Annotated in this window: 18 protein-coding genes; 12 read left to right on the top strand and 6 right to left on the bottom strand. The window is 68.0% G+C overall.

Going from position 1 to position 22,202, the window contains the following annotated elements; translation table 11 throughout:
• Positions 1-9 precede the first annotated feature (9 nt).
• Positions 10-885 (bottom strand): LysR substrate-binding domain-containing protein, encoded by an 876-nt coding sequence (locus CXY91_RS04750; RefSeq protein ID WP_100959501.1) that lies wholly within the window; start codon positions 883-885, stop codon positions 10-12.
• Between the two features lie 142 nt (positions 886-1,027).
• Between CXY91_RS04750 and pbfA the strand changes: the two genes are divergently transcribed.
• Together pbfA and CXY91_RS04740 are read left to right on the top strand one after the other, a co-directional pair.
• Complete coding sequence (gene pbfA, locus CXY91_RS04745; protein ID WP_100959500.1) at positions 1,028-2,389, top strand: (R)-1-hydroxy-2-aminoethylphosphonate ammonia-lyase; 1,362 nt, start codon at positions 1,028-1,030, stop codon at positions 2,387-2,389.
• Positions 2,390-2,395: 6 nt separating this feature from the next.
• Complete coding sequence (locus CXY91_RS04740) at positions 2,396-3,409, top strand: 2-hydroxyacid dehydrogenase (protein WP_248307355.1); 1,014 nt, start codon at positions 2,396-2,398, stop codon at positions 3,407-3,409.
• 32 nt (positions 3,410-3,441) lie between these two features.
• Here the strand turns inward: CXY91_RS04740 and CXY91_RS04735 are convergent, their stop codons facing one another.
• The 4 genes from CXY91_RS04735 to CXY91_RS04720 all read right to left on the bottom strand — a co-directional run bounded on the left by CXY91_RS04735 (position 3,442) and on the right by CXY91_RS04720 (position 8,529).
• On the bottom strand, positions 3,442-4,335 hold the full coding sequence (locus tag CXY91_RS04735; RefSeq protein ID WP_100959499.1) for a bifunctional 5,10-methylenetetrahydrofolate dehydrogenase/5,10-methenyltetrahydrofolate cyclohydrolase: 894 nt from the start codon (positions 4,333-4,335) through the stop codon (positions 3,442-3,444).
• 10 nt (positions 4,336-4,345) lie between these two features.
• Positions 4,346-5,251 carry a formyltetrahydrofolate deformylase gene (gene purU / locus CXY91_RS04730; RefSeq protein ID WP_100959498.1) on the bottom strand — a complete coding sequence of 302 codons (906 nt, stop codon included), beginning with the start codon at positions 5,249-5,251 and terminating at the stop codon, positions 4,346-4,348.
• A gap of 3 nt (positions 5,252-5,254) precedes the next feature.
• Positions 5,255-7,684 carry a GcvT family protein gene (locus tag CXY91_RS04725; protein ID WP_100959497.1) on the bottom strand — a complete coding sequence of 810 codons (2,430 nt, stop codon included), beginning with the start codon at positions 7,682-7,684 and terminating at the stop codon, positions 5,255-5,257.
• Positions 7,685-7,758: 74 nt separating this feature from the next.
• Positions 7,759-8,529: a DeoR/GlpR family DNA-binding transcription regulator gene (locus CXY91_RS04720; protein WP_100959496.1), complete on the bottom strand. Its 771-nt coding sequence runs from the start codon at positions 8,527-8,529 to the stop codon at positions 7,759-7,761.
• Between the two features lie 218 nt (positions 8,530-8,747).
• Here CXY91_RS04720 and CXY91_RS04715 point away from each other — a divergent pair, with 218 nt between their 5' ends.
• Positions 8,748-9,887, top strand: coding sequence for a GNAT family N-acetyltransferase (locus CXY91_RS04715; protein ID WP_100959495.1), 1,140 nt, complete (start codon positions 8,748-8,750; stop codon positions 9,885-9,887).
• Positions 9,888-9,897: 10 nt separating this feature from the next.
• Positions 9,898-10,896 carry a glycosyltransferase family 2 protein gene (locus CXY91_RS04710; RefSeq protein ID WP_100959494.1) on the top strand — a complete coding sequence of 333 codons (999 nt, stop codon included), beginning with the start codon at positions 9,898-9,900 and terminating at the stop codon, positions 10,894-10,896.
• Here the strand turns inward: CXY91_RS04710 and CXY91_RS04705 are convergent.
• Positions 10,891-12,207 (bottom strand): lipopolysaccharide biosynthesis protein, encoded by a 1,317-nt coding sequence (locus CXY91_RS04705; RefSeq protein ID WP_100959493.1) that lies wholly within the window; start codon positions 12,205-12,207, stop codon positions 10,891-10,893. The genes CXY91_RS04710 and CXY91_RS04705 overlap by 6 nt on opposite strands.
• A gap of 322 nt (positions 12,208-12,529) precedes the next feature.
• Here CXY91_RS04705 and CXY91_RS04695 point away from each other — a divergent pair, with 322 nt between their 5' ends.
• Genes CXY91_RS04695 through CXY91_RS04660 form a run of 8 tightly spaced genes read left to right on the top strand, consistent with a single transcriptional unit; the run spans position 12,530 to position 22,193 of the window.
• Positions 12,530-13,993 carry a GumC family protein gene (locus tag CXY91_RS04695; RefSeq protein ID WP_100959491.1) on the top strand — a complete coding sequence of 488 codons (1,464 nt, stop codon included), beginning with the start codon at positions 12,530-12,532 and terminating at the stop codon, positions 13,991-13,993.
• Complete coding sequence (locus CXY91_RS04690; RefSeq protein WP_100959490.1) at positions 13,990-15,315, top strand: O-antigen ligase family protein; 1,326 nt, start codon at positions 13,990-13,992, stop codon at positions 15,313-15,315. Before CXY91_RS04695 ends, CXY91_RS04690 begins: the two co-directional genes overlap by 4 nt.
• Complete coding sequence (locus tag CXY91_RS04685) at positions 15,308-16,123, top strand: polysaccharide deacetylase family protein (protein WP_100959489.1); 816 nt, start codon at positions 15,308-15,310, stop codon at positions 16,121-16,123. The genes CXY91_RS04690 and CXY91_RS04685 overlap by 8 nt, the downstream gene beginning before the upstream one ends.
• Entirely contained in the window at positions 16,120-17,346 is a 1,227-nt protein-coding gene (locus CXY91_RS04680; protein WP_100959488.1) for a glycosyltransferase family 4 protein, read from the top strand. The genes CXY91_RS04685 and CXY91_RS04680 overlap by 4 nt, the downstream gene beginning before the upstream one ends.
• Complete coding sequence (locus CXY91_RS04675) at positions 17,346-18,560, top strand: glycosyltransferase family 4 protein (RefSeq protein WP_100959487.1); 1,215 nt, start codon at positions 17,346-17,348, stop codon at positions 18,558-18,560. The genes CXY91_RS04680 and CXY91_RS04675 overlap by 1 nt, the downstream gene beginning before the upstream one ends.
• A complete protein-coding gene (locus CXY91_RS04670; RefSeq protein WP_210202594.1) occupies positions 18,557-19,465 on the top strand; it encodes a methyltransferase domain-containing protein in 909 nt (302 codons plus the stop codon). Before CXY91_RS04675 ends, CXY91_RS04670 begins: the two co-directional genes overlap by 4 nt.
• The gene (locus tag CXY91_RS04665; protein WP_158673262.1) at positions 19,462-20,697 is read left to right on the top strand and encodes a glycoside hydrolase family 5 protein; all 1,236 of its coding nucleotides are present in this window, start codon (positions 19,462-19,464) and stop codon (positions 20,695-20,697) included. Before CXY91_RS04670 ends, CXY91_RS04665 begins: the two co-directional genes overlap by 4 nt.
• Complete coding sequence (locus CXY91_RS04660; RefSeq protein WP_100959484.1) at positions 20,694-22,193, top strand: acyltransferase family protein; 1,500 nt, start codon at positions 20,694-20,696, stop codon at positions 22,191-22,193. The genes CXY91_RS04665 and CXY91_RS04660 overlap by 4 nt, the downstream gene beginning before the upstream one ends.
• Positions 22,194-22,202 lie beyond the last annotated feature (9 nt).

The raw sequence follows: 22,202 nt of genomic DNA, 5'->3' as shown, positions 1-22,202 counted from the left end.
TCCGGCCTGTTAAGGCCGGCTGCGCAGCGCCTGCGCGGTTGCGAAGAAGGCCTGGATCGCCTTGCTGTTGCGGCGCTCATGCAGGCAGATCAGCGTCTCGCGCATCAGGAGCGGCGGGCCGTCGAGCGCGATGCGGGCAAGGCGCGGATCGTCCTCGCCGAATTCCGCCGCCGAGACGAAGCCGATCCCGCCGCCCGCGGCCACGATCGCCCCGACAGCCTCGCGTCCTTCCGCTTCCACTGCGTAACTGAGCGCGATGCCGCTCTCCGCCGCCCGCTGCTCCAGCATCTGGCGGGTGCGCGAGCCGGCCTCGCGCATGATCAGCGGCCAGTCGCTCAGTTCAGCCAGCGAAAGGCTCGCTCTAGCCGCGGCCGGATGGCTGCGGGCGGCGAAGGCGATGATCGGCGAGACGTTAAGCGGAAGGACTTCGAAGGGGCGCTCGTCGCCGAGTTCGCCGAGCACGCCGATATCGGCTTCGTAGCCGGTCAGCATCTCGACGATGCTGCCGGTATTGCCGCGCGCGACGCTGATCTGGATGCCGGGATGGCGCGCGCGAAAGGCGGTGAGCACGTCGAGCACGTGCTGGACGGAATCGGCGACGATCCGCAACGAGCCCGTCCGCAGCGAGCGCTCTTCTTGCAGCAGCTCCAGCGCCTCGCCTTCGGCGCCGAACAGGCGGTGGGTGACGGCAAGCAGCCGGTGGCCCGCCGGGGTCAGGACGATCTGGCGATGGCGCCGGCTGAACAGGGCGACGTCGTACTCCTCCTCCAGCCGCCGGACCTGGTCGGAGATGGCCGGCTGGGTGAGGTGCAGCGCCTGGGCTGCCTTGGAGAAGCCGCCCGACAGCGCGACCTGGTGAAAGGCTCGGAGCTGGACATAGCGCATGCGACTGGGACCTGTGCGGAGGGTGCCGCACGATATCGCTGAAATTTATCGATGGATATGAATTAACGATTTTTCAGATCGTTCGGTTGCCGCCATTCTGCATCCCGTCGCACCGTGCCGGGGCGTGAAACGGGAACTGCTCATGCGCGCCGAAGCTTCCGCGATCGTCCACACCGAGGGCGAATCCAACACCTCTGCCGCACGCAGCGGCTGGAACGCCGGCATCGGCGACGCGGCGACGCGCCGGCTGCTGGCGCGCGATTCCGCCGCCTTCCTGCACCAGAGCCTGTCGAGCCCCTGTCTCACCGCCATGGCCAAGGCGGAAGGCATCTGGATCGAGGACACGATGGGGCGGCGCTACATGGATTTCCATGGCAACAGCGTCCACCATATCGGCTACGGGCACCCCCGCCTCAAGGAGGCGATCAAGAAGCAGCTCGACGATCTCTGCTTTTCACCGCGCCGCTTCACCTGCGAGCCGGCGGTCGAGCTTGCCGAGACGCTCGGGCGGCTGGCGCCGGGCGATCTCGGCAAGGTGCTCTTCACCACCGGCGGTTCGGATGCGATCGAGGTGGCGCTGCGGCTCGCTCGCGCCGCCACCGGCCGGTTCAAGACCCTGTCCTTCTGGGACGCCTTCCACGGCGCCGGCTTCGGCGCCTCCAGCGTCGGCGGCGAAGCGACCTTCCGCTCCGGCATCGCCGGCCCGCTTCTGCCCGGAGCGGAGCATGTCGCGCCCTGGGGCACCCGCAACTGCGCCTATGGCCACGACAATCTGGAAGATTCCGCCCGCGCCTGCGCCAAGATGATCTCCTATGTACTGGCGAGGGAGGGGGATGTCGCCGCCGTCGTCGCCGAGCCGATGCGGGCGACGCCCTATCCGCCGGCACCGGGCTTCTGGAAGAGCGTGCGCGAGGCCTGCAACCGGCACGGCACGTTGCTGATCTTCGACGAGATTCCGACCGGGCTCGGCAAGACCGGGCGCTTCTTCGCCCATGAGCATGACGGGGTGCAGCCGGACATGGTCGTGCTCGGCAAGGCGCTGGGCGGCGGCATCCTGCCGATCGCCGCGGTCATCGCCCGTCGCGATCTCGACGTCGCCGGCGGCTACGCCATCGGCCACTACACGCATGAGAAGAACCCGGTCACCACGCGCGCGGCGCTGACGACGATCGCGATCATCCGCGAAGAGGGGCTGACCGAGCGGGCGGCCGAGCTCGGCGCCCATGCGATGGACCGCCTGCGGAGTTTCAGCGAGCGTTGCCCCTCAATCGGCGATGTCCGGGGGCGCGGCCTGCTGTTCGGGGTCGAACTGGTCAAGGACCGCGCTGACTTCACCCCCGACAATGCTCTGGCCGAGCGCGTCTATTATCGCTGCCTCGAAGGCGGGCTGAGCTTCAAGATCAGCCAGGGCAACATCCTCACCCTGTCGCCGCCGATGGTGATCGCCCGCGCCGAACTCGACCGCGCGCTCGACATCGTTGAGCAGGCGATTCTCGCAGGCTGAGGGGCGATGATGAAGGCTGTCCGCACCGACCGCGAGCTGGAATGCCCTGAGATCGACGCCGGCCTGCGCGCCCGCGGCGTCGAGCTCGTCACGCTGCCCGACGGAATTTCCGAGGAGGCTTTGGCGCGGGAGGTCGCCGAGGCCGACCTCCTGCTGATGTGCTACACGCCGGTCACCGAGCGGGTGATCGCCGCGGCCGGCAGGCTGAAGGGCATCGTCAAATACGGCGTCGGCATCGACGCGATCGATATCCCCGCGGCGATGGCGCGCGGCATCCCGGTGGTCAACGTGCCTGACTATGCCGAGGAGACGGTTGCGGAAGGCGCCTTCGCCCTGATGATCGCGCTCGCCAAACGGATGCCGGAGATTGGCCGCGCCATCCAGAGCGAGGGCTGGGTCTGGCCGGCGCAGCGCTGGCTCGGCCGTGACATCGCCGGCGCGACGCTCGGGCTCGTCGGTGCCGGCAAGATCGGGCGAAGCATGGCGCGGATGGCCGGGCAGGGCTTCCGCGCCCGCGTCCTCGGCTACGATCCGCATGTCGACACCGCGACCATGGCCGCCGCGGGTATCGAGAAAATCGATGATCTCCACGCGATGCTGCGGCAATGCGACTTCGTCTCGCTGCATTGCGTCCTGAACGATGCGACCCGCCATGTCATCGGCCAGGCGGAACTCGCCTGCCTCAAGCCCGGCGCCATCCTCGTCAATGTCTCGCGCGGTGCGCTGATCGACGAGGCGGCACTGGTCGAGGCGGTGCTGGCCGGCCGGCTCGGCGGGGTCGGCCTCGATGTCTACAGCCAGGAACCGCTCGCCCGGCAGGGCCATCCGCTCAGCCCGCTCTTCGGGCGCGACGACGTCATCCTGTTCCCGCACCTGACCTTTTTCACCGCCGAGGCGATGCGGCGCCTTTCCGACGATACGCTGGCGCGCTGCTTCGAGGTCCTGGACGGCAAACCGGTGCAGATCCGCTCGCACGATCCGCGCCTGCGGGCGCAGACGCGCAACGTCGTGTTCGCCTGAGATAGAGGCTCCGGGCAAGCCGGCTGTGGCGATCAGCCGTCAGCTTGCGCTGATATCGGTGCTCTCGCGACCTTGCCGGCGATCCGCTCGGCAGCAGAAACAGTGTTCACCAGCAACATGGTGACCGTCATCGGACCGACGCCGCCCGGCACTGGCGTTATATAGGATGCCTTCGCCTTGACTGCGTCGAAGTCGACGTCGCCGAGCAGTTTGCCCTGCGGGTCGCGGTTGATGCCGACATCGATCACCACCGCACCGGTGCGGACCATTTGCGCTCCAATCAGCCTGGGCACGCCGGCGGCGACGATCAGTATGTCGGCAAGGATGGTGTACTGTGCGAGGTCCCGCGTCTTGGCATGGCACACCGAAACGGTCGCATCGCGCGCCATCATCATCAGGGCCATCGGCTTGCCCACGATGTTGCTGGCCCCGACGATCGTGACATTTCGTCCCTCGACCGGAATCGCGGCGTGATCGAGCATGCGCATGACGCCATAGGGCGTGCAGGGAGAGAAGATCGTTCGGTCGACGACCAGCCCGCCGACATTGTAGAGGTGGAAGCCGTCGACATCCTTGTCGACCGATATCGTCCGCAGCACGGCCTGGATGTCATGGTGAGGTGGCAGCGGCAGCTGGACGAGGATTCCGTGGATGTCGGGAGATAGGTTCAGCTGCTCGATCTCATGGATGAGGCCATCTGCCGGGATGTCCGTGCCGAAGCGCAGGAGCGTGGACCTGATGCCGACCTCGGCACAGGCGCGTACCTTGTTGTCGACATAGACGCGCGAGGCCGTGTTCTCACCGACGAGGATCACGACCAGATGCGGAACGACACCGGCACTTGCGGCCAGATCGGCGACCCGCAAAGAGGTCTCGGCACGGATGTCGCGCGCGATCTCGCGGCCGTCGAGGATGCGGGCTCCCACGCCGGTGCTCCTAGCGGAAGATCACGGTGCGGCGGCCGGCCAGCATCACCCGGCGTTCGACATGCAGGCGCAGCGCGCGGGCCAACACCACCGCCTCGATATCGCGCCCCACGCTGACGAGATCGTCCGGAGCGAGCGAATGATCGGCGCGCCCGACGTCCTGGTCGATGATCGGGCCTTCATCGAGATCCGGGGTGACGTAGTGCGCGGTCGCTCCAATCAGCTTCACGCCGCGATCATAGGCCTGATGATAGGGTTTCGCGCCCTTGAAGCTCGGCAGGAACGAGTGATGGATGTTGATCGCCCGCCCGTCGAGCGCGCGACAGAGGTCGTTGGAAAGCACCTGCATGTAGCGGGCGAGCACGACCAGTGAGGATCTGGTCTCCGCGACGATTTCGAGCAGCCGTGCTTCCTGCTCGGCCTTGTTGGCAGGCGTGACCGGCAGATGGTGGAAAGGGATATCGTAGCTGCGCGCCAATGCCTCGAAATCACGATGGTTGGAGACGATGGCGGGGATTTCGATGTTGAGATTGCCCGTGGCCTGCCGGAACAGCAGGTCGTTCAGGCAATGTCCGAAGCGGGAAACCATCAGGAGCACGCGCGCGGGGGCGGCGGCTTCGATCGCGTGCCACTCCATGCGAAAGGTGCCGGCGACACCGTCGAACTCGCGTCTGAACGCGGCCTTGTCGAAGCCCTCGCCCGCCGCGAAGGCGACGCGCATGAAAAAGCGGCCGTCGCGCGGATCGCTGAACTGTGCGCTCTCCAGAATATTGCAGCCATGGCGGTAGAGCACGCCGCTGACGGCATGGACGATGCCCGGGCGATCCTCGCAGGACAGCGTCAGGATACGGTCAGGCTTCTGCACCTTGAAGTCCCGCACCTGGGTCGGGACATGCGCGGAATGAGCGTCGGCCATGGTCTACGTCCTCTGGCCCGGCTTGCGGTCGAGCGGCGCGGCAAGGCTGGCCGTGACGGGGACCGTCGTGCCGGCGAGGTCGATCGTCCATTCGCGCGCATCGAGCCAGGCCTGGTCGATCGGCTCGTGGCTTTCGGCCCAGCCGAGTGCGACGATTCCGTCCATGGTCGCTCCGAACGCAGCCGAGGTGATCTCGCCGACCGGCTTGCCGTTCGCCAGGATCGCCTCGCCGCCCCAGGCCATCTGCCCCCTCGGACGCGGCCCGACCAGTGCGATGAGGCGTTTCGTGCGGGGAGCCGACTTGGCCGCGACCAGCGCCTCGCGGCCAATGAAATCGCCCTTGCCGAGCTTCACCGCGAAACCGAGTCCGGTCTCAAAGGGGTTGACGTCGGGCGTCAGTTCGCGGCCCCAGGCCCGGAAGCCCTTCTCGATGCGCAGCGAGTCGACGGCGTAGTAGCCGACATCGACGAGACCGAGATCGGCGCCGGCCTCGTGCAGGGCGTCGTAGATCGCGGCTGCGAACTCGGCGGGGACATAGAGCTCGAATCCATCGCCGAGATAGGAGCGGCGGCAGGCCCATGTCGTGGCGTAGCCGATCGTGATCTGGCGGATGGCGTTGGCCGGGAAGTCGGCTAGGTCGAACGAGGTCGGCGAGACGCGAGCCAGGATCTCCGGCACCTTCGGGCCGCAGAGCGAGAGCACGGCATAAGCCGAGGTCACGTCCGTCAGCGTCACGCCGACGGGAAGCTGGCGCCGGATCCAGTGGGCGTCGCGGGTCGCCTGTGCAGTGCCGGTCAGGAGCAGATAGGTATCGGGCGCGATGCGGGCGGCGGTGAGATCGCTCTCGAAGGTGCCGCGCGTATTGAGCAAGGCGGTGTAGACGGAGGTGCCGACCGGCACGGCGACGTCGTTGGCCGCAAGGTGCTGCAGCGCGGCCTCGGCCTGCGGCCCCTGCAGCAGGAACTTGGCGAAGCTGCTCATGTCGACGAGGCCGGCGGCCTCGCGGCAGGCGCGATGCTCGGCGGCGACCGTCTCGAACCAGTTCTGCGGGCCGAAGGAGTAGCCGATCGTGCGCTCGTCTTCGCTCTGGGCGAAGTAGTTGGCGCGCTCCCAGCCCATCTTCGAGCCGAAGACGGCGCCCTTGGCGGCAAGGCGGTCATAGAGCGGCGAACGTCGGAACGGCCTGGCGGTATCGAGCTCGCGGTTCGGCCAGGGCATGGCGTAGTGCAGGCCGAGCGTTTCCTTGATCCGATCCTTCAGCCAGGCCGGGTTGTTGTTGAAATCGGCGAAGCGGCGGATGTCGACCGGCCAGAGATCGCTGGTCGCCTCGCCGGCGACGATCCATTCGGCCAGCGCCCGGCCGGCGCCGCCGGCCGAGGCGATGCCCATCGAGTTGAAGCCCGCGCCGACATAGACGCCGGCGACCTCCGGGGCCTCGCCGAGCAGGAAGTTGTTGTCGGGCGTGAAGCTCTCGGGACCGTTGAGGAAGGTCTTGATCTGCGCGGTCTCGAGAGCCGGCACGCGCTGCAGCGCGTTCTCCATCAGGATCGCGAACTGGTCCCAGTCGTCGGGCAGGAGCTGGAACTCGAACGGGTAGGGGATGCCGTCCATGCCCCAGGGCTTGGCGTCCGGCTCGAAGCCGCCCATGACGAGACCGCCGACCTCCTCCTTGTAGTAGGTGTAGCCGTCGGGATCGCGCATCACCGGCAGATCGGGCGTCACGCCCTCGATCTTGCCGGTGACGATGTACATGTGCTCGGCCGAATGCAGCGGCACCGAGACGCCGCACATCCGCCCGACCTCGCGCGACCACTGCCCGGCGCAGATCGCCAGCACCTCGCATTCGACCCGGCCCTGGTCGGTCAGCACGGCCTTGACCCGGCCCTTGTCGGTCTCGACGCCGGTGACGCGGATACCCTCGCGCACGATCGCGCCGCCATTGCGGGCACCGCGCGCCAGCGCCTGTGTGATGTCGGCGGGATTGGCCTTGCCGTCGCCGGGCAGCCAGACGCCGCCGACGAGGTCGTCGGTGCGCATCACCGGCCATTTGTCGCCGGCCTCCTTCGGGCTGAGCTCCTCGATCTCGACGCCCTGGGCGCGGGCCGCCGAGATCGTCCGGCGCAGCTGCGTCATGCGTTCGGGCGTGCGGGCGACCGAGACCGAGCCGCAGCGCTTCCAGCCGGTGGCGAGTTCGGTTTCGCTCTCGAGCGAGGCATAGAGCTCGGTCGAATAGCGGATCAGCCGCGTCATGCTGGACTGGCTGCGCAACTGGCCCACCAGGCCGGCCGCATGCCAGGTCGTGCCGCAGGACAGGCGCCCCTGCTCCAGCAGCAGCACGTCGCGCCAGCCGAGCTTGGTCAGATGATAGGCGAGCGAGCAGCCGATGATGCCGCCGCCGATGATGACGACACGGGACTGGGTGGGAATGGACATGGGATGCCTCCGCGATGGAGGCAGTCTAGCGGGCTTGATTCATAAAACAACAAAAAACCACAAAAACGGTCAAATCAGGAAATGCGTACTGCGACCCCCCTTTCCGCCAGTTTCGTGGCGATGGGCGCAGGGAGAGCCTGGTCGACGAGGAGGCCGGCGAACGGCGCGTCGCCGCCGATGCGGCTGGGCAGGACGAGCCCGAACTTGCTGGCGTCGGCCATCAGGAAGCCCTGCTCGGCCGCGCCCAGCAGCGCGCCGCGGATCGATGCCCCGGCGCGGGTGTAGTCGGTGAGGTGGCCGTCCGGACCGACGCCGCCGACGCTGACGAAAGCGATGTCGGCAGAGAGGCGCGCGATCGCCCGCAAGGTCTCCGCGCCGCTGGTCGCATCCTCGTTGCGGTCGAATTCGCCGCCGATCAGGAAGACGCGGGCGTCGGCCAGCCGGCTGGCCAGCCGTGCATTCTCGAGCGAGGTGGTGTGGACGACCAGCCGCTTGCGGTCCGACCGCGCCAAAGCGCGTGCCAGGGCTTCGGTCGTCGTGCCGGAATCGAGCAGGACGGTCATGCCGTCACCGAGCAGCGAGACCGCGAGATCGGCGATCTTCTCCTTGCCCGTGCGGTTCACCGTCCGGCGGCTGGCGAAGGAGGCCTCCGAACGCTCGTGCCGGACCGCGCCGCCATGGACGACCGAGAGCAGGCCGTCTGCGGAGAGGGCCTTGAGATCGCGCCGAACCGTCTCGCGCGAGACATCGAGCGACTGGGCGAGCTCCTCGACCGTCACCGAGCCCTGCTTGTCGAGAGTTGCGAGGATGGCCTGGTGCCGCCGCGCAGCGATGTCGCGTGTCATGGAGGCGAGACCGGAAATTCTGGCCAGCGAGGGAATAGACCCGATCGGACATATGGAGTTGATCGGCGCTTGGCAATCGAAGCGGCGCTGGGCGGCAGACGCGCTCTGCCTATCTCAATTTTACGCATCGATTACGATTTAAACGTATAAGTTGCATAAGGCGAGACTATCCAACCACGCATATGCGTCCGTGGTCTCGCCCGATGCCAGGAGCTTCGATGTCGCTGCTTGAACCGCTAACAGCCGCGCATGTGCGCTCCCCGCGCAAGGGCACTGTCAGGCCGATGACCGGAGCGGATGTGCCCGCAGTCGCCCGGTTGTTCCTGAAGGTCTTCAGGGGGGCGGACAAGCCGGCGGATCAGGAGCTTCAGCACTATCTCTGTACCCTGGCCCTGGCCTCTCCGTCCCATGACGAGACGCTGGGCACGCACGTCTACGAGCAGCAGGACGGGCGCATCCGCAGCGCGCTGCTGGCCGTGCCGATGCGGTTCGTCGCCTGCGGAACGGTGCTGCCGGGTAGGCTTCTCGGCGTCTTCATGACCGATGCCGAGAAGGAGGCCGCCGGAGCGGCGCAGCTCATCCTCGCCCTGCGGCCGAAGCGAGCCGATTTCGCCTTCTGCGACAGCGCCTCGCCGACGAGCCGCGACCATCTCCTCGCGATCGGCGGCAGGTCGATCCCGGTGCAGAACCTGGAATGGGTGCGCAGCTTTCGTCCCGCAGGGGCCCTTGCCTGGCGCGTTGCCGAGCGCTTCCTGGGTGGCAGGCGTTTCGGACTATCCATCCTCATACGCCCTCTCGACAGCCTGTTGCGGCGCAGATTGCCGGCGCAGGACTCGGCGGAAGCGGGCGCCGTCGAGGTCGTCGAGATGTCCGCTCCGGATTTCCTCGTGCAGGCGCCCCGGCTCGTCGCCCATTACGCGGTGCGCCCGCTCTGGAGCGAGGAGGAGCTCTCCTGGCTGATCGCGCTGGCGGCGCAGAATACACGGCTAGGCGCCTTCACGATCCGCGGCGTCGTCGATCGCGCCGGAGCGGTGATCGGCAGCTTCGTCTACTACGCGGTGCCCGGGCGCTGTGCGCATGTCCTCAACGTGCTGTCGCTGCCGGGCCGCGAGCCCGCCGTCCTCGACGCGATGTTCCGCCATCTCGACCAGGCTGGCCATGTCGAGGCGCGGGGGCGCGCTCAGCCCGCTCTGATGGCCGGGCTCTCCTTGCAACGCTGGCTCGTCTTCCGCCACCGGGCCTTCGTGGTCGCGCTGACGCGCGTTCCGGAGATCAACGACGCAATCGCGCGCGGCGATGTCTATGTCGGCGGCCTCGCCGGCGAGGACTGGAGCCGGCTCCTCGGCGATTTCCACTGAGGCTGGCGCGATGGCGGTCTCGGTCATCCTCAAGACACTCAACGAGGAAGCAAGGATCGGCGCCGCGATCGAGAGCGTTCTGGCGGCACTTGATGGGATCGGCGGCGAAGTCATCGTCGCCGATGGCGGTTCGCGCGACCGCACGCTGGCCGTTGCCACCAGCTATCCCATCCAGGTCGTCCAGCTCGAGCCGACCATTCGCCCGAGCTGCGGCATCGGCCCCCAACTCGGCTTCCAATATAGCCGCGAGCCGTTCATCTGCCTGATGGACGGCGACATGCTGCTCGATCCCGGCTTCCTGCCCGAAGCGCTCGCCTATCTCTCGACCCATCCGCGTGCCGCCGGCGTGACCGGCCATGTCGAGGAGATGAACGACACCAGCCTCGAATATGTCAGGCGCGGGCGCCGGGTCTCGCCGGAGAACCGGATCGGCACGATCGACCGGATGAATGGCGGCGGCCTCTATCGCCGGGAGGCGGTCGAGCAGGCCGGCTATCTCTCGGATCGCAACCTGCACGGCTACGAGGAGTTCGACCTCGGCCTGCGCCTGCGGGCGCAGGGCTGGACCCTGCATCGTCTCAACCGCCGCTTCGTCCGCCATTTCGGCCATGCGATCAACGCCTATGCGCTGCTGCTGCGGCGCTGGAAATCGGGTTATCTGCGTGGGATCGGCGAAGTGCTGCGTGCCGCGCTCGGCAAGCCGCAATGGCCGCGCCTCGTCGAAGAGCTTCCGGAGCTGAAGCTCTGGGGCGTGGTCTATCTCTGGCTGGCTGCGATGCTCGCATTACCCTTCGTGCTGCCGAGCCCGGTCATCGCGCTCGCCATCGACCTCGCCCTGATCGTCGGCATCGTCGGTCTCATGAGCCTGCGGCAGAAAAGCTTGTCGCTCGGCCTCTATGCGGTCGTCGCCTGGCTGTTCCATGCCGCCGCCTTGCCGCTTGGCTTTATCCAGGCACGCAAGGCGCCGGGGGCCTGGATCGAGAGCCGGGTCGTCAACGAGGGGTCATGAGGGCAGGGGGCTCGCCTCAACCGGCCCCGCCGCTTGCAGGCGGTGTTTCCGAGCGAGGCGGAGCAGGACCAGCCAGGCGGCGATGACGATGGCGACCTCGATGACATAGAGCGCGACGCAGGTGCCGACCGGCGCCGCCAGCCAGGTCGCGACCGCGATGACGACACTGCCCGCAAGATTTGCGCTGTTCAGGATCCAGGCCCGCGCATCCTGACGCCCTGAGGCGCCCAGCAGGTCGACAGCGGCAGCCCATGCGCCGACGAGGATGATGGTGCCGCAGAGGCAGCGGAGGAAAAACGGGAGATCACGATAGTCGCGGCCGAACAGGGCAGGAAGCCAGGGTGCCAGCACGAACAGCGTGAGCGCTGTCGTCACGCCGAGGGCGAGCGCCGCAAGCAGGGCCCGCCTGGCCGTGGGCAAGGCGAGATGCAGGCCGTCGCGGCTTTCGCGCGCCAGGCGCGGATAGAGCAGCCGGTTGAGCGCGTCGATCGCAAGGTAGCTTGCGTCCATGATCCGTCTCGCGACGCCATAGCTGCCGACCGTCTCGATCGGGGTGAACAGGCCGATGACCAGCAGGTCGACATTGGAGCGAATGGCCCGCGCGGCGAATTGCGATGCGAACAGCAGGCCGGCGCGCAGTTCATCGCGCAGGATCGCGAGCCGTGGCCGGCCGAGGGGCGAGAGCCAGATGGCCCCAAGTAAAGCGTAGAGAAGATTGCCGCCGCACTGCCAGAGCGCCCAGTCCGACAGGCTCGACACCTTGAACAGCAGGCAGGCGAGGGCGGCAGTGACCATGCGCGCGGCAGCGAAGCCGATGACCGCGCGGTTGGCGGCATGAATCTGTCCGAGGCCGAGGAAGACGGTCTCGACCAGCAGGATCAGCCGCACGAGAACGACATTGCCGAGGAACAGCAGCGCCAGGGTCGGCATGTCGACCGAAGGGCCTGAGCCCAGGCGGGCCCAGGACGACATCGCCGCGACACCGCCGGCGACGAGGGCAGCTCCGCTCAAGCCGATCAACAGAAGATTGTGGCCGAGCAGACCCGGATAGCTCGCGGGGTCGCGCGAGACCCGGCGCAGCAGGCAATCGGACGCGCCCAGGCCGCAGATCTGAACCGCAATCGCGGTCACGGCCGAAATCTGCACGAACAGACCGAACTCGGCCGGGCCGAGGGCGCGCGCCAGAATGGCGAAGGTCACGAGCTGCGAGAGAGCGGCCGATGCCAGCGATCCACCCGACAGGACGTAGCCGACGAGGGTGGGGCGGTGGGAGCGGATGATCCGGCCGATGTCCTTCCTGCCTTTCCCCAATGCATCCCTCTGAAGCCAGCTTGGCGGCCTGCCCGTTAAGGTAAACGTTTAATTTAGATATCTATCTAAGGTTGTATTTTGATCATCGATTTCGAATTACTGCAACCTATAAGTGCATGCGTGAAGACATCGCGAAGATGGGGAGTTCCATGATCACGATCGCGGCCATTGGCCCTGTTCCGGTCTTCGCCATTGCTGGTCAGGCGGGGTCTGAGTGGGCAAGGCGTGTCTTCCTACGCTGTGGTCACGTCGCGCTGCAGCGGCACGTCTTTCTCAGGACCGGGCCGGCGGAGCTGAGGCGTAGCTCCGCGACGCCCAAGGCATGCGCGCCCTCTCGCTGACGCAGGTCGCCATGTACCTCACGACCGACAGCAACAGGATGCGCCACGGAGACGACGTCCCTTATCGCCCGGCCACCGAACCGGTCTCTTCGCCCGTCCTCACGATGTCGGCCCTCCAGGTGTTGGGCTGGCTGCTGCGCGGCTGGCCCTGGTTGCTGGTCGCCGTGCTCATCGGCGCCGTCGCGGGCCTCGGCGCCACGCGCCTGCTGACGCCACGCTTCACCGCGACGACGGAGCTGACGATCGCGCCGTCCAACCTGCTGATCGCCCCGAACGACCTCTATGCGGCGAATGCGCAGAGCGACAGCCAGATCCTGGATGTCGAGAGCAAGATGCGGATGATCGCCTCGGGCAACGTCCTGCGCCGGGTCGTCGACCAGCTCCAGCTGAAGACCGAGCCCGAATTTGCCGGCAAGCCGCTGCTGTTCGGTCTTCTGGGCGTATCCGACCGCCAGCGCGCCGATGGGTCCGATCTCGCCGCCATGCTGGCGCGGCGCATCACCGTCGCTCGGCAGGAACGCTCCTATGTCGTCTCCCTGTCGGTCTGGGCGAGCGATGCGGTGCTGGCGGCCCGGCTCGCAAACGCCATCGCCGAGACCTTTCGCGACGAGGTCGTGCGTGCCGATGCGGAGCGGGTCGGGCGTGCGGCGCAGGGGCTGACCGCCCGGCTCGGCGAGATCAAGACCGCAGCGGCCGAGGCGGAGGACCGGGTCGAAGCCTTCCGCCGCGACCATGGCCTGCAACAGAACGCCTCCAAGCAGCCGCTCAGCGCCGAGGCTTTGGAACGGATGAGCGGCAAGCTGACCGACGCCAAAGCGCGGCTCGCCGAGGCGGAGGCGCGCTATGCCGAGGTCTCGCGCGCGCTCTCGCAGCATGGCGTGCAGGGCGGCGGCGTCCAGTCGCAGACGCTAGCCGGGCTGCTCGCCGACGAGGCGGCCCTGCGCCGGCAGGTGGCGGTGCTCTCCAAGACCCTCGGCCCACGCCATCCCTCGCTGGTGAGCGTGCTGACCGAGGCCGATGCGCTGGCCAAGGCGATCAGGTCGGAGACCGAGCGGCTGCGGCGCACGGCGCGCATCGAGGTCGACCAGGCCCGCAAGGCGCTCGATGCGCTGACCGGCGAGACGCGTTTGCTGCGCGGCAGCGTCTCGGTCGACGACCAGGCGCAGGTGAAGCTGCGCGAGCTGGAGCGCGAGGCTGCCGCCAGGACCGCGCTCTACCAGACCTTTCTGACCCGGGCGGGCGAGGCGGCCCAGCGCCAGCAGATCGACGCCACGGATGTCCGCGTGATCACCGCCGCGGCCGCCCCGTCGCGCGCGACCTGGCCGCCCCGTCCGATCGTCGCGGCGGCGGCCGGCCTGCTGCTCGGCCTGCTGCTCTCGGCGGGGGCGCTCCTGGGGCGGGGCTACCTCGGTGAAGTCCGGTCCGGCAGGAGTGCAGCGCCATGAGACAGGCCATCGAGAGGCGCGAGACGTCGAGCGTCGGCACTCTGGGGCCAGTGCTCTTCACGGCGACGCTGCTGTTCTATCTGGTCACGCTGACGCCGTTCATCGATCTGTCGGCAGCCGACGCGAACGCCGCCGCGACCGCGAAGTCGAATACGATCAACCAGCTCATCTATCTTTGCCTGACCATGGCGCTGTGGCTGACTGTCTTCGCCTCGCCCTCGCGCGGTCTGGTGGCGCGGCCGCGCGGTCTCCTGATCGTGCTGCTGGTCTGGTTCGCGGTGGTGTCTGCGTTCTCGGCCCAGCCGGATCTCGCGCTCAAGCGCGTCTTCCTGGCGATGCTGACGATCGTGAACGGCAGCATCCTGCTGCTCCTGCCCCGCTCCGAACGGCAGTTCGCCGGCATGCTCGCGTTCTGCTGCCTCGGCGCGCTCGGGCTCGCCTATGCCGGCGTCGCCCTGATGCCGCAGCTGGCGATCCACCAGGCCAGCGAGGTCCGCGAGTCGATGAATGCCGGATTCTGGCGCGGCCATTTCGCCCACAAGAACGTGGCGGCCGCGGCCATGGTAATCATCAGCTTCGCCGGGCTCTATCTGTTCAGCACCGGCCGCCGGGCCCTCGGCGGGCTGGTGGTGCTGCTGGCGCTCGTCTTCCTGACCCGTACCGGCGGAAAATCCGCCGCCATGGCCTTGCCCGGCATCCTCGCCATCGCCTGGGTGTTCGAGCGCTGGCGCGCCGTCCGCATCCCGATGGTCGTGCTGGGCATCGCTGCGGTCAACATCCTGACGATCGGCTGCTCGGTGTCCCCAACCATGCGCGAACTGGTCGCGCAGCTCGGCATCGATCCGAGCTTCACCAACCGCACCGACATCTGGAAGATCGGCGCCGGCGCCGCGGTGGACAATCCGCTGACCGGCTATGGCTTCCAGCTGTTCTGGCAGACCGATGCGATGGTCCACAAGGGCGGCGCCGCGGCGAGCTGGGCCTTCGCCGCCTTCAACGGCCACAACGCCTATCTCGACATGGCGATCACCACGGGGCTGCCCGGCCTCGCGCTGACGTTGGTGCTGCTGGTCTGGCTGCCGCTGCGCGACATCGCCCGGGCCGAGGCGACAGCGAACGACCCCGCTTTGACGCGCCTCTTCGTGCGGATCTGGCTCTACGGGATCCTGGTCGCCTGCGTCGAAAGCCTGTTCTTCCAGTCGGGAAGCCTGATCTGGTTCATGCTGGTCGTCGCGATCTTCGGCCTGCATCTGCAGGCCAATGCGCACGAGATCCGCGAGCCGGCCCAGCATCGCCGCCGCGTGGAGCCAATCCATGCGTAGCGCCTTCACGCTGCCAGTCCAGCCGGAGCGCATCGCCCGTCTGCCGGCCCTGATCGACCGCTTTGCCGGCCGCCTCGAGAACCGGCTGCTGCGGGCCGCGCCCTGGCAGGTCATGCAGGTGCAGACCCGGGAGCCGATCGTCTCCTTCACTTTCGACGACGTGCCCGCCTCCGCCTTTGAGGCGGGCGCTGCGATCCTCGAAGCGGATGGCGTGCGCGGCACCTTCTACATCTCGGGCGGCCTCGCCGGGCGCATCGAGCCGGGCCGCACCCTGATCGACCAGGCGGGCTGCCGGGAGCTCGCCGCCCGGGGCCACGAGATCGGCTGCCATACCCATGCGCATCGCAACCTGCGTCATGTCGACGGCGAGGCCCTGGTCGATGACCTCGCCCGCAATGCCCGTTATCTCCAGTCGATCGACCCCAGGTCCGGCCGGCGCAACTTCGCCTATCCCTACAACAGCGGCTCGTTCGGAACGCGGGCGATCCTCGCCGATACCTTCCGCACCTGCCGGGCCGGAGGGGAGGGGATCAATCGCGGCCCGACGGACCCGAGCTTCCTGCGCGCGGTCGAGATCCGGCAGCCGCAGCGGCATGTGCTCGGGCTCGCGCGCTGGATCGACGCCGTGGTCGCCAAACCCGGCTGGCTGATCTTTTTCGCGCACGACATCGCGCCGCGGCCTACACCCTATGGCTGCACGGCTCCCGGCTTCCGGCTGCTGGTCGGCTATGCGCTGGCGCGCGGCTGCCGGGTGCTGACCGTCGACGCTGCGCTCGACCGCATGGGCTTGCGGGAGCAGATGCCATGACGCGCGCCCGGCGGCTCCTGGCCATCAACAACTACTTCTATCGCCGCGGCGGCGCCGAAAGCGTCTTCCTCGATCATATCGACCTGTTCACCGCAGCCGGCTGGGAGGTCGTGCCCTTCGCGATGCAGCACCCGGCCAATCTGCCGAGTGCCTGGTCGGAGTATTTCGTCTCCGAGATCGAATATGGCGGGGCGGGCGGCCCGCTCACCAAGGCGAGGCAGGCGGCCAAGGTGATCTATTCGCTGGAGGCGCGGCGGAAGATCCGGGCCCTGATCGGGCGGGCGCCGCCGACGATCGCGCATGCCCACAATGTCTACCACCACATTTCACCGTCGATCTTCGGCGCCCTCAAGGCGCAGTGCGTGCCGCTGGTGATGACGGCACATGACCTGAAGCTCGCCTGCCCGGCCTACAAGATGCTGAGCCAGGGTCGCGTCTGCGAACGCTGCCTGGGCGGGCGCATCCACAACGTCCTGCTCCGTCGCTGCGTCAAGGAGTCTATCGTGGTGAGCGGGCTCGTCCTGCTCGAGACGCTGGCCCATCGCAGCTTCGGCCTCTACCGCAACACGATCGACCGCCTGATCGCGCCGAGCCGCTTCTATCGCGACAAGCTCGCTGAATGGGGCTGGGACGCGGGCCGCGTCGCCTATATTCCCAACAGCATCGATGCGAAGGCCTATTCGCCGGCCACGCATGAAGGAGATTACGTCGTCTATGCCGGCCGGCTCGCTCCGGAGAAGGGGCTGGCGACGCTGCTGCGCGCCGCAGCGCTTTCGCATCAGCGACTGGTGCTGGCTGGTAGTGGCCCCGAAGAGCAGACCTTGCGCAAACTCGCGGGGGAGCTCGGCGCCGATGTCGCCTTCACCGGCCATCTCGACAGGCCGGAGCTGAAGCGGGTGATCGGCGAGGCGCGGGCGCTGGTGCTTCCGTCCGAGTGGTACGAGAACGCGCCGATCAGCGTCCTCGAAGCCTATGCGCTCGGCCGTCCGGTCATCGGCACGCGGATCGGTGGCATTCCCGAGCTGATCGCGGATGGTGAGACCGGCTCCCTCGTGGAGCCCGGCAACGCCGCGATGCTGGCCGAGGCGCTCGCCGGGCTGGCGAGCCTTCCATCCTCCGCTCGTGCCGCGATGGGCGCGACCGGCCGCGACTGGGTCGCCCGGGAGTTCTCGCCTGACCGCTACCGCGACCGCACCATGGCTCTCTACGAGGCGCTGCGCTGATGTACACGCTGATACCGCCCCTTGGCGCAAGGCCGCCCGAACGCAGCGTGATCTTCGTCGGCCTGCGCGGCGTCCCCGAGATTCAGGGCGGGGTCGAAACCCATGTCGCCGCGATCTCGGCGCGGCTGGCGGAGCGCGGCTGGCGGGTCGAGGTGCTCGGCCGCGCGCCCTATCTGCGCTCGCGGCGGCCCTATGGCTGGAAGGGCGTCACCGTCACACCGGTCTGGGCGCCACGCTCGCGCAGTTTCGAGGCGCTGGCGCATACGGCGCTCGGCCTGATCGTCGCGGCCGGGCGCAATCCGGACCTCGTCCACATCCATGCGATCGGGCCGGCTTTGCTGACCCCGCTTGCGCGCCTGCTCGGCCTCCATGTCGTGGTGACCCATCACGGCTTCGACTATGAGCGCCAGAAATGGGGGCGCCTGGCCAAAGCTGTCCTGCGGGCGGGCGAAGCGATGGGCATGCTGTTCTCCCACGCCAATATTGGCGTGTCGAAGGGGATCGTCGACAGCGTCCGCCATAGGTTCGGCGTCGGCGCGACCTTCATCCCGAACGGCGTCGAGAATCCGTTCCCGCAGCAGGACATGTCCTGTCTCGACCGGCTCACCGTCGCGCCGCGCCGCTATGTCCTCAGCGTCGGCAGGATCGTCGAGGAGAAGCGGCATCTCGACCTGATCCAGGCTTTCGAGCGCCTCGGCGATCCCAGTCTCAAGCTCGTCATCGCCGGCACGGCCGACCATGCCGGGCGCTATCAGCACGCCGTCGAGGCGGCGGCCGCGGCGACGCCCGGCGTGGTGATGGCCGGGTTCCAGCGTGGCGAGGCGCTGTCCCAGCTCTACCGGCACGCCGGGCTGTTCGTCCTCCCCTCGAGCCATGAGGGCATGCCGATGGTGCTGCTGGAGGCCCTGAGCTACGGCGCGCCCTGCCTCGCCAGCGACATCGATGCCAATCTCGCACTCGCCCTCGGGCAGGACAGCTATTTCCCTCTCGGCGATGTCGATGCGCTCGCGCGAGCGATGCGGGTAAAGCTCGCTGCACCCAACCCGGCCGAGGGCGCGCAGCGCGCCGCCCGGGTGCTCGATTCCTTCGGTTGGGGCGCGATCGTCGACCGCACCACGGAGGTCTACGAGAGTGCGCTTCTCGGCTGGCGGGTGGGCAAGGCGCGCCATGGCAGAGCCGGCTTCCGTTCACGTGTCGAGTTCGGAGGCCGATGATGCCGCCATCCCTGCGCAACCTCGAAATGACGATCCTCGGCCTCGGCTTCCTCGGCCTGGCCTGGGGCAAGAGCAGGCTTGGCGGCTACACCACACCCAACGGCGTGGCGAAAGCGGATGAGCAGGGCAAGATCGCCTATCTCCTCGACATCTTCGCCTCGCTGCGCCGCTTCCTGCCGCCTGGATTCGACCTGCGCGGGCGCGACGTGCTGGAGCTGAGTCCAGGCTCCTCACGCGGCAATGGTGTGCTCTTCCTGGCGCTGGGCGCACGCTCCTATCACGCGATCGACGTCTTCGATCTCGCCGGGGGCGAGGACCCGGCCTTCTATGGCAGGCTGCTCGACCGCTTTCCCGAAGGCCGCGAGGCCGACCGGGAGCGGGCCCGGGTTCTCGTCGGCACCTCCGGGCCGCGCGAGTTCGGCTATGCCGTCGGGCGGGATTTCGACATCCCGCGCCTGGCCGAGGGCCGGAGCTTCGACCTGATCGTCAGCTGCGCCGCATTCGAGCACTACGACGATCCTGCGGAGGCGATCGTCAGCCTGACGCAGGTCGCACGGCCGGGCTGCAGAACCGTCCACATCATCGACCTGCAGACGCATTCGCGCTGGATCCGCGAGCACGACCCGAACAACATCTATCGCTATCCCGAGCGGCTCTACCGGCTCTTCCGGTTTCCCGGCCAGCCGAACCGCCTGCGTCCAGCCGACTATGTCGGCTGTTTCGCGGCGCAGGGCTGGAGCGATGTCCGCTTCGTGCCGTCGCGCGTCATCGATCCCGCGCTGCGCGAGGTATCGCTGCTGGGCCTCGCCGCGCCCTTCGCCGGCCGGGACGACATGAGCATCCTCGATGGCGCCCTGACGGCGCTTTATCCCGGCCCGGATGGCGTTCGGTGGACGGCGTCATGACCAGCCGCCGCTCCGTGCTCGGCGGGCTCGCCGGTATTGCGGCACTCGCCTCCCTTGGGACACGGCCAGGGGCGGCCGGAACCGGCAGCGACATCCCGCTGTTCCGTCGCGGCATCGGCGTCTCGCATGCGCTGGGCTGGGCGCAGGTCGAGGCCGGCGGCTCCTATGGCGAGGCGCCGTTCTCGGGCCCGCGCTTCCGCTTCGACCAAACCCAGCGCCAGGCGATCCGGGCCGCGGGCTTCGATTTCGTGCGGCTGGCGGTCGACGTCGGACCTTTCCTGGCGTTCACGGGAGTGGCACGCGACAAGCTCGACGAGCTCCTGCTCGGCACGGTCCGCGACCTCATCGATGCCGACCTCGGCGTGATCGTCGACCTGCACCCTAGCGCGATGAACCCGGCCTATCGGCCTGCCGCGCTGACCGCAGGCGTCCAGACGGCGAACTTCCAGGCCGTTCTCGTCCTGCTGCAGCGCCTGGCCGGACAGCTGGAACGGCTTGCGCAGGGCAGGGCGGCCCGGCTCGCGCTTGAACTGATGAACGAGCCCGAACTGCCGCAGGCGGCCTGGCAACCGATGCTGGAAGCCGCCTACCGGGCCGCGCGCAGTGGCTCGGCGACGCTGCCGCTCGTCTTGGGCGGCGGTTCCATGAACGCGGCGGAGGCGCTGACTGCGCTCGATATGCGCCCGTTCGCCGGGGATACCCGGCTGATCTACACCTATCACGACTATTCGCCATGGCAGTTCACCCATCAGGGCGTGCGCGGAAATCCCGCCTTCGCGCTGGATGCGATCGCCTATCCGGCGCCGTCCTCGGCCGAGGCGATGATCGCTGCGAGCCGGCGGCGCACGAAAGAGCTTGCCCTCGACGGCCCGGCATTGGTGCAGGCAGGGCAGGCGAAGCGCACGCTCGCGCGTTACGCCGGCTTCGATCGCTCGATCCTGGAGCAAACTTTCCGGCAGGTGAGCGCCTGGCGCAGTGCGCAGCGCCTGCCAACCCATGCCATCCTGCTCGGCGAGTTCGGGGTGCACCGGACGCCCTTTATGAATACGCCCGAGGGGGCAGCGGCGCGCGAGCGCTGGCTGCGTGACATGCGCGAGCTGGCCGAGGCGCATGGCTTCGCCTGGGCTTGCTGGACCTATGTTGGGCCGGGCGGTTTCGCGCTCGCGGAGGATGAGACGGGGCCGGGTTTCGATGCGGCGACGCGCCGCGCACTGGGGCTCCAATCCCCATGAGCGCCGCGATGCGCCGGCAGCGCCATGCCAATCTTGACGCCTTGCGCGCGATTGCGGCGCTCGCCGTGATGGTCGAGCACATGTTCGGCGACCTCATCAGGCAGGTCCCGTCCGCGACAGGCCCGATGAGCACGCTCGCTCGGTCGCTTGTCGAGACTCTCAGCCTTGGCCGCTTCGGTGTGGCGCTGTTCTTCCTGGTCAGCGGTTTCGTCGTGCCGTTCAGCATCGACGGCGAGCGGCCGCTCCGGCATTTCGCGATCTCGCGGCTGTTCCGGCTCTATCCGGCGTTCTGGCTGGCGCTGGCGGTGCTGACGGCTATGTCCTGGCTCGCCGGTGACATGCCGAGCACTGCAATGGTGCTGGCCAACCTGACCATGGCCCCACCGCTCTTCGGCCACCCCTGGCTCTCGCCGATCCACTGGACCCTGTTCGTCGAGCTCCTCTTCTACGGTCTCGTCGCGCTGCTGTTCGCGGCAGGGGCGCTGCGACAGGTCGGCATCCTGCTCGCCTTGAGCCTTGCCCTGATCGCCGCGACGGTGCTGCCGGTGCAATTGCGCGTGCACGGCTTCGCCAACCTGCCGGTCCAGTATCTCGGCCTGCATCTGTCCTTCCTGCTCCTGGGCCTGCTGCTGCGGCTGTGGCTGGTGGAGAGAAGGCGGGGAGCGGGGCTCGCAGCCCTGGTTCTCGTGCTTGCGCAGCTCGCGGGGTTGCTCTCGGTCGAGCAGTTCTCGCTGGCGCGCGGCGACAATTTCATCATGGAGGGACTGAGGCCTGTCCTGGCCGCTTATCTGCTGGCTGTCGCGGTCTTCCTCGCCGCGATCAGACTGGAGTGGCCGCGTTCCGTGCGGCTCGTGCGGATCGGGCTGACCAGCTATTCGATGTATCTGTTCCATGGGGTGGTGAACGCGCTCGTCTATCGCGTCCTGCCCCTGACCGGCGAACTCGGTGACATCGGCACAATGCTGCTCTGCACCGCTTTGACCCTGGCGCTGTCCTGGCTGGTCTATCAGACGGTCGAGCGTCCGATGATCGCGTTCGGGCGCCGGATCGCGTCGCCGCAGAGCGGCGTCTCCCTCGTCTCGTCGTCGCGGGGAACCGACGGGTTCAAGGGGCGCGCGGAATCACCTAGAGCACTTCCGCAATTCTCCGAATCGCGGAAGTGCTCTAGGTCTTTGTTTTATCGCATTTTCTTCACGCGAACCGGTGTCCACTTCGCTCGAAAATGCTCTAGGCCACTTGGCGGAACCCACGCCGGGAAACAGGACACAATGCTTCACCTGCCATCCGATTATCGCGCTGTCAGGCGTGGCGACGGGCCCTTGCCTGCGCGGGAGCAGGGCTTGCCGCTGCTCGACATCCCCATCGGGGCCATTCCGGGCACACATCCCGGTGGCAGGCTTGTCAGCGCGGTCCTTGGCATCGCGATCGCCGCCGTCACGCTGAGCTGGTTCGCACTGCTCGGCTATGTCGGGTGGAAGATCGCGGAGTCGTTGTGAGCGCGCGGA

Source organism: Allobosea sp. FBZP-16 (genome assembly GCF_002831785.1).
In the GTDB taxonomy this organism is placed as follows: domain Bacteria; phylum Pseudomonadota; class Alphaproteobacteria; order Rhizobiales; family Beijerinckiaceae; genus Allobosea; species Allobosea lupini.
This window is presented reverse-complemented; position numbering and strand designations above follow the sequence as displayed.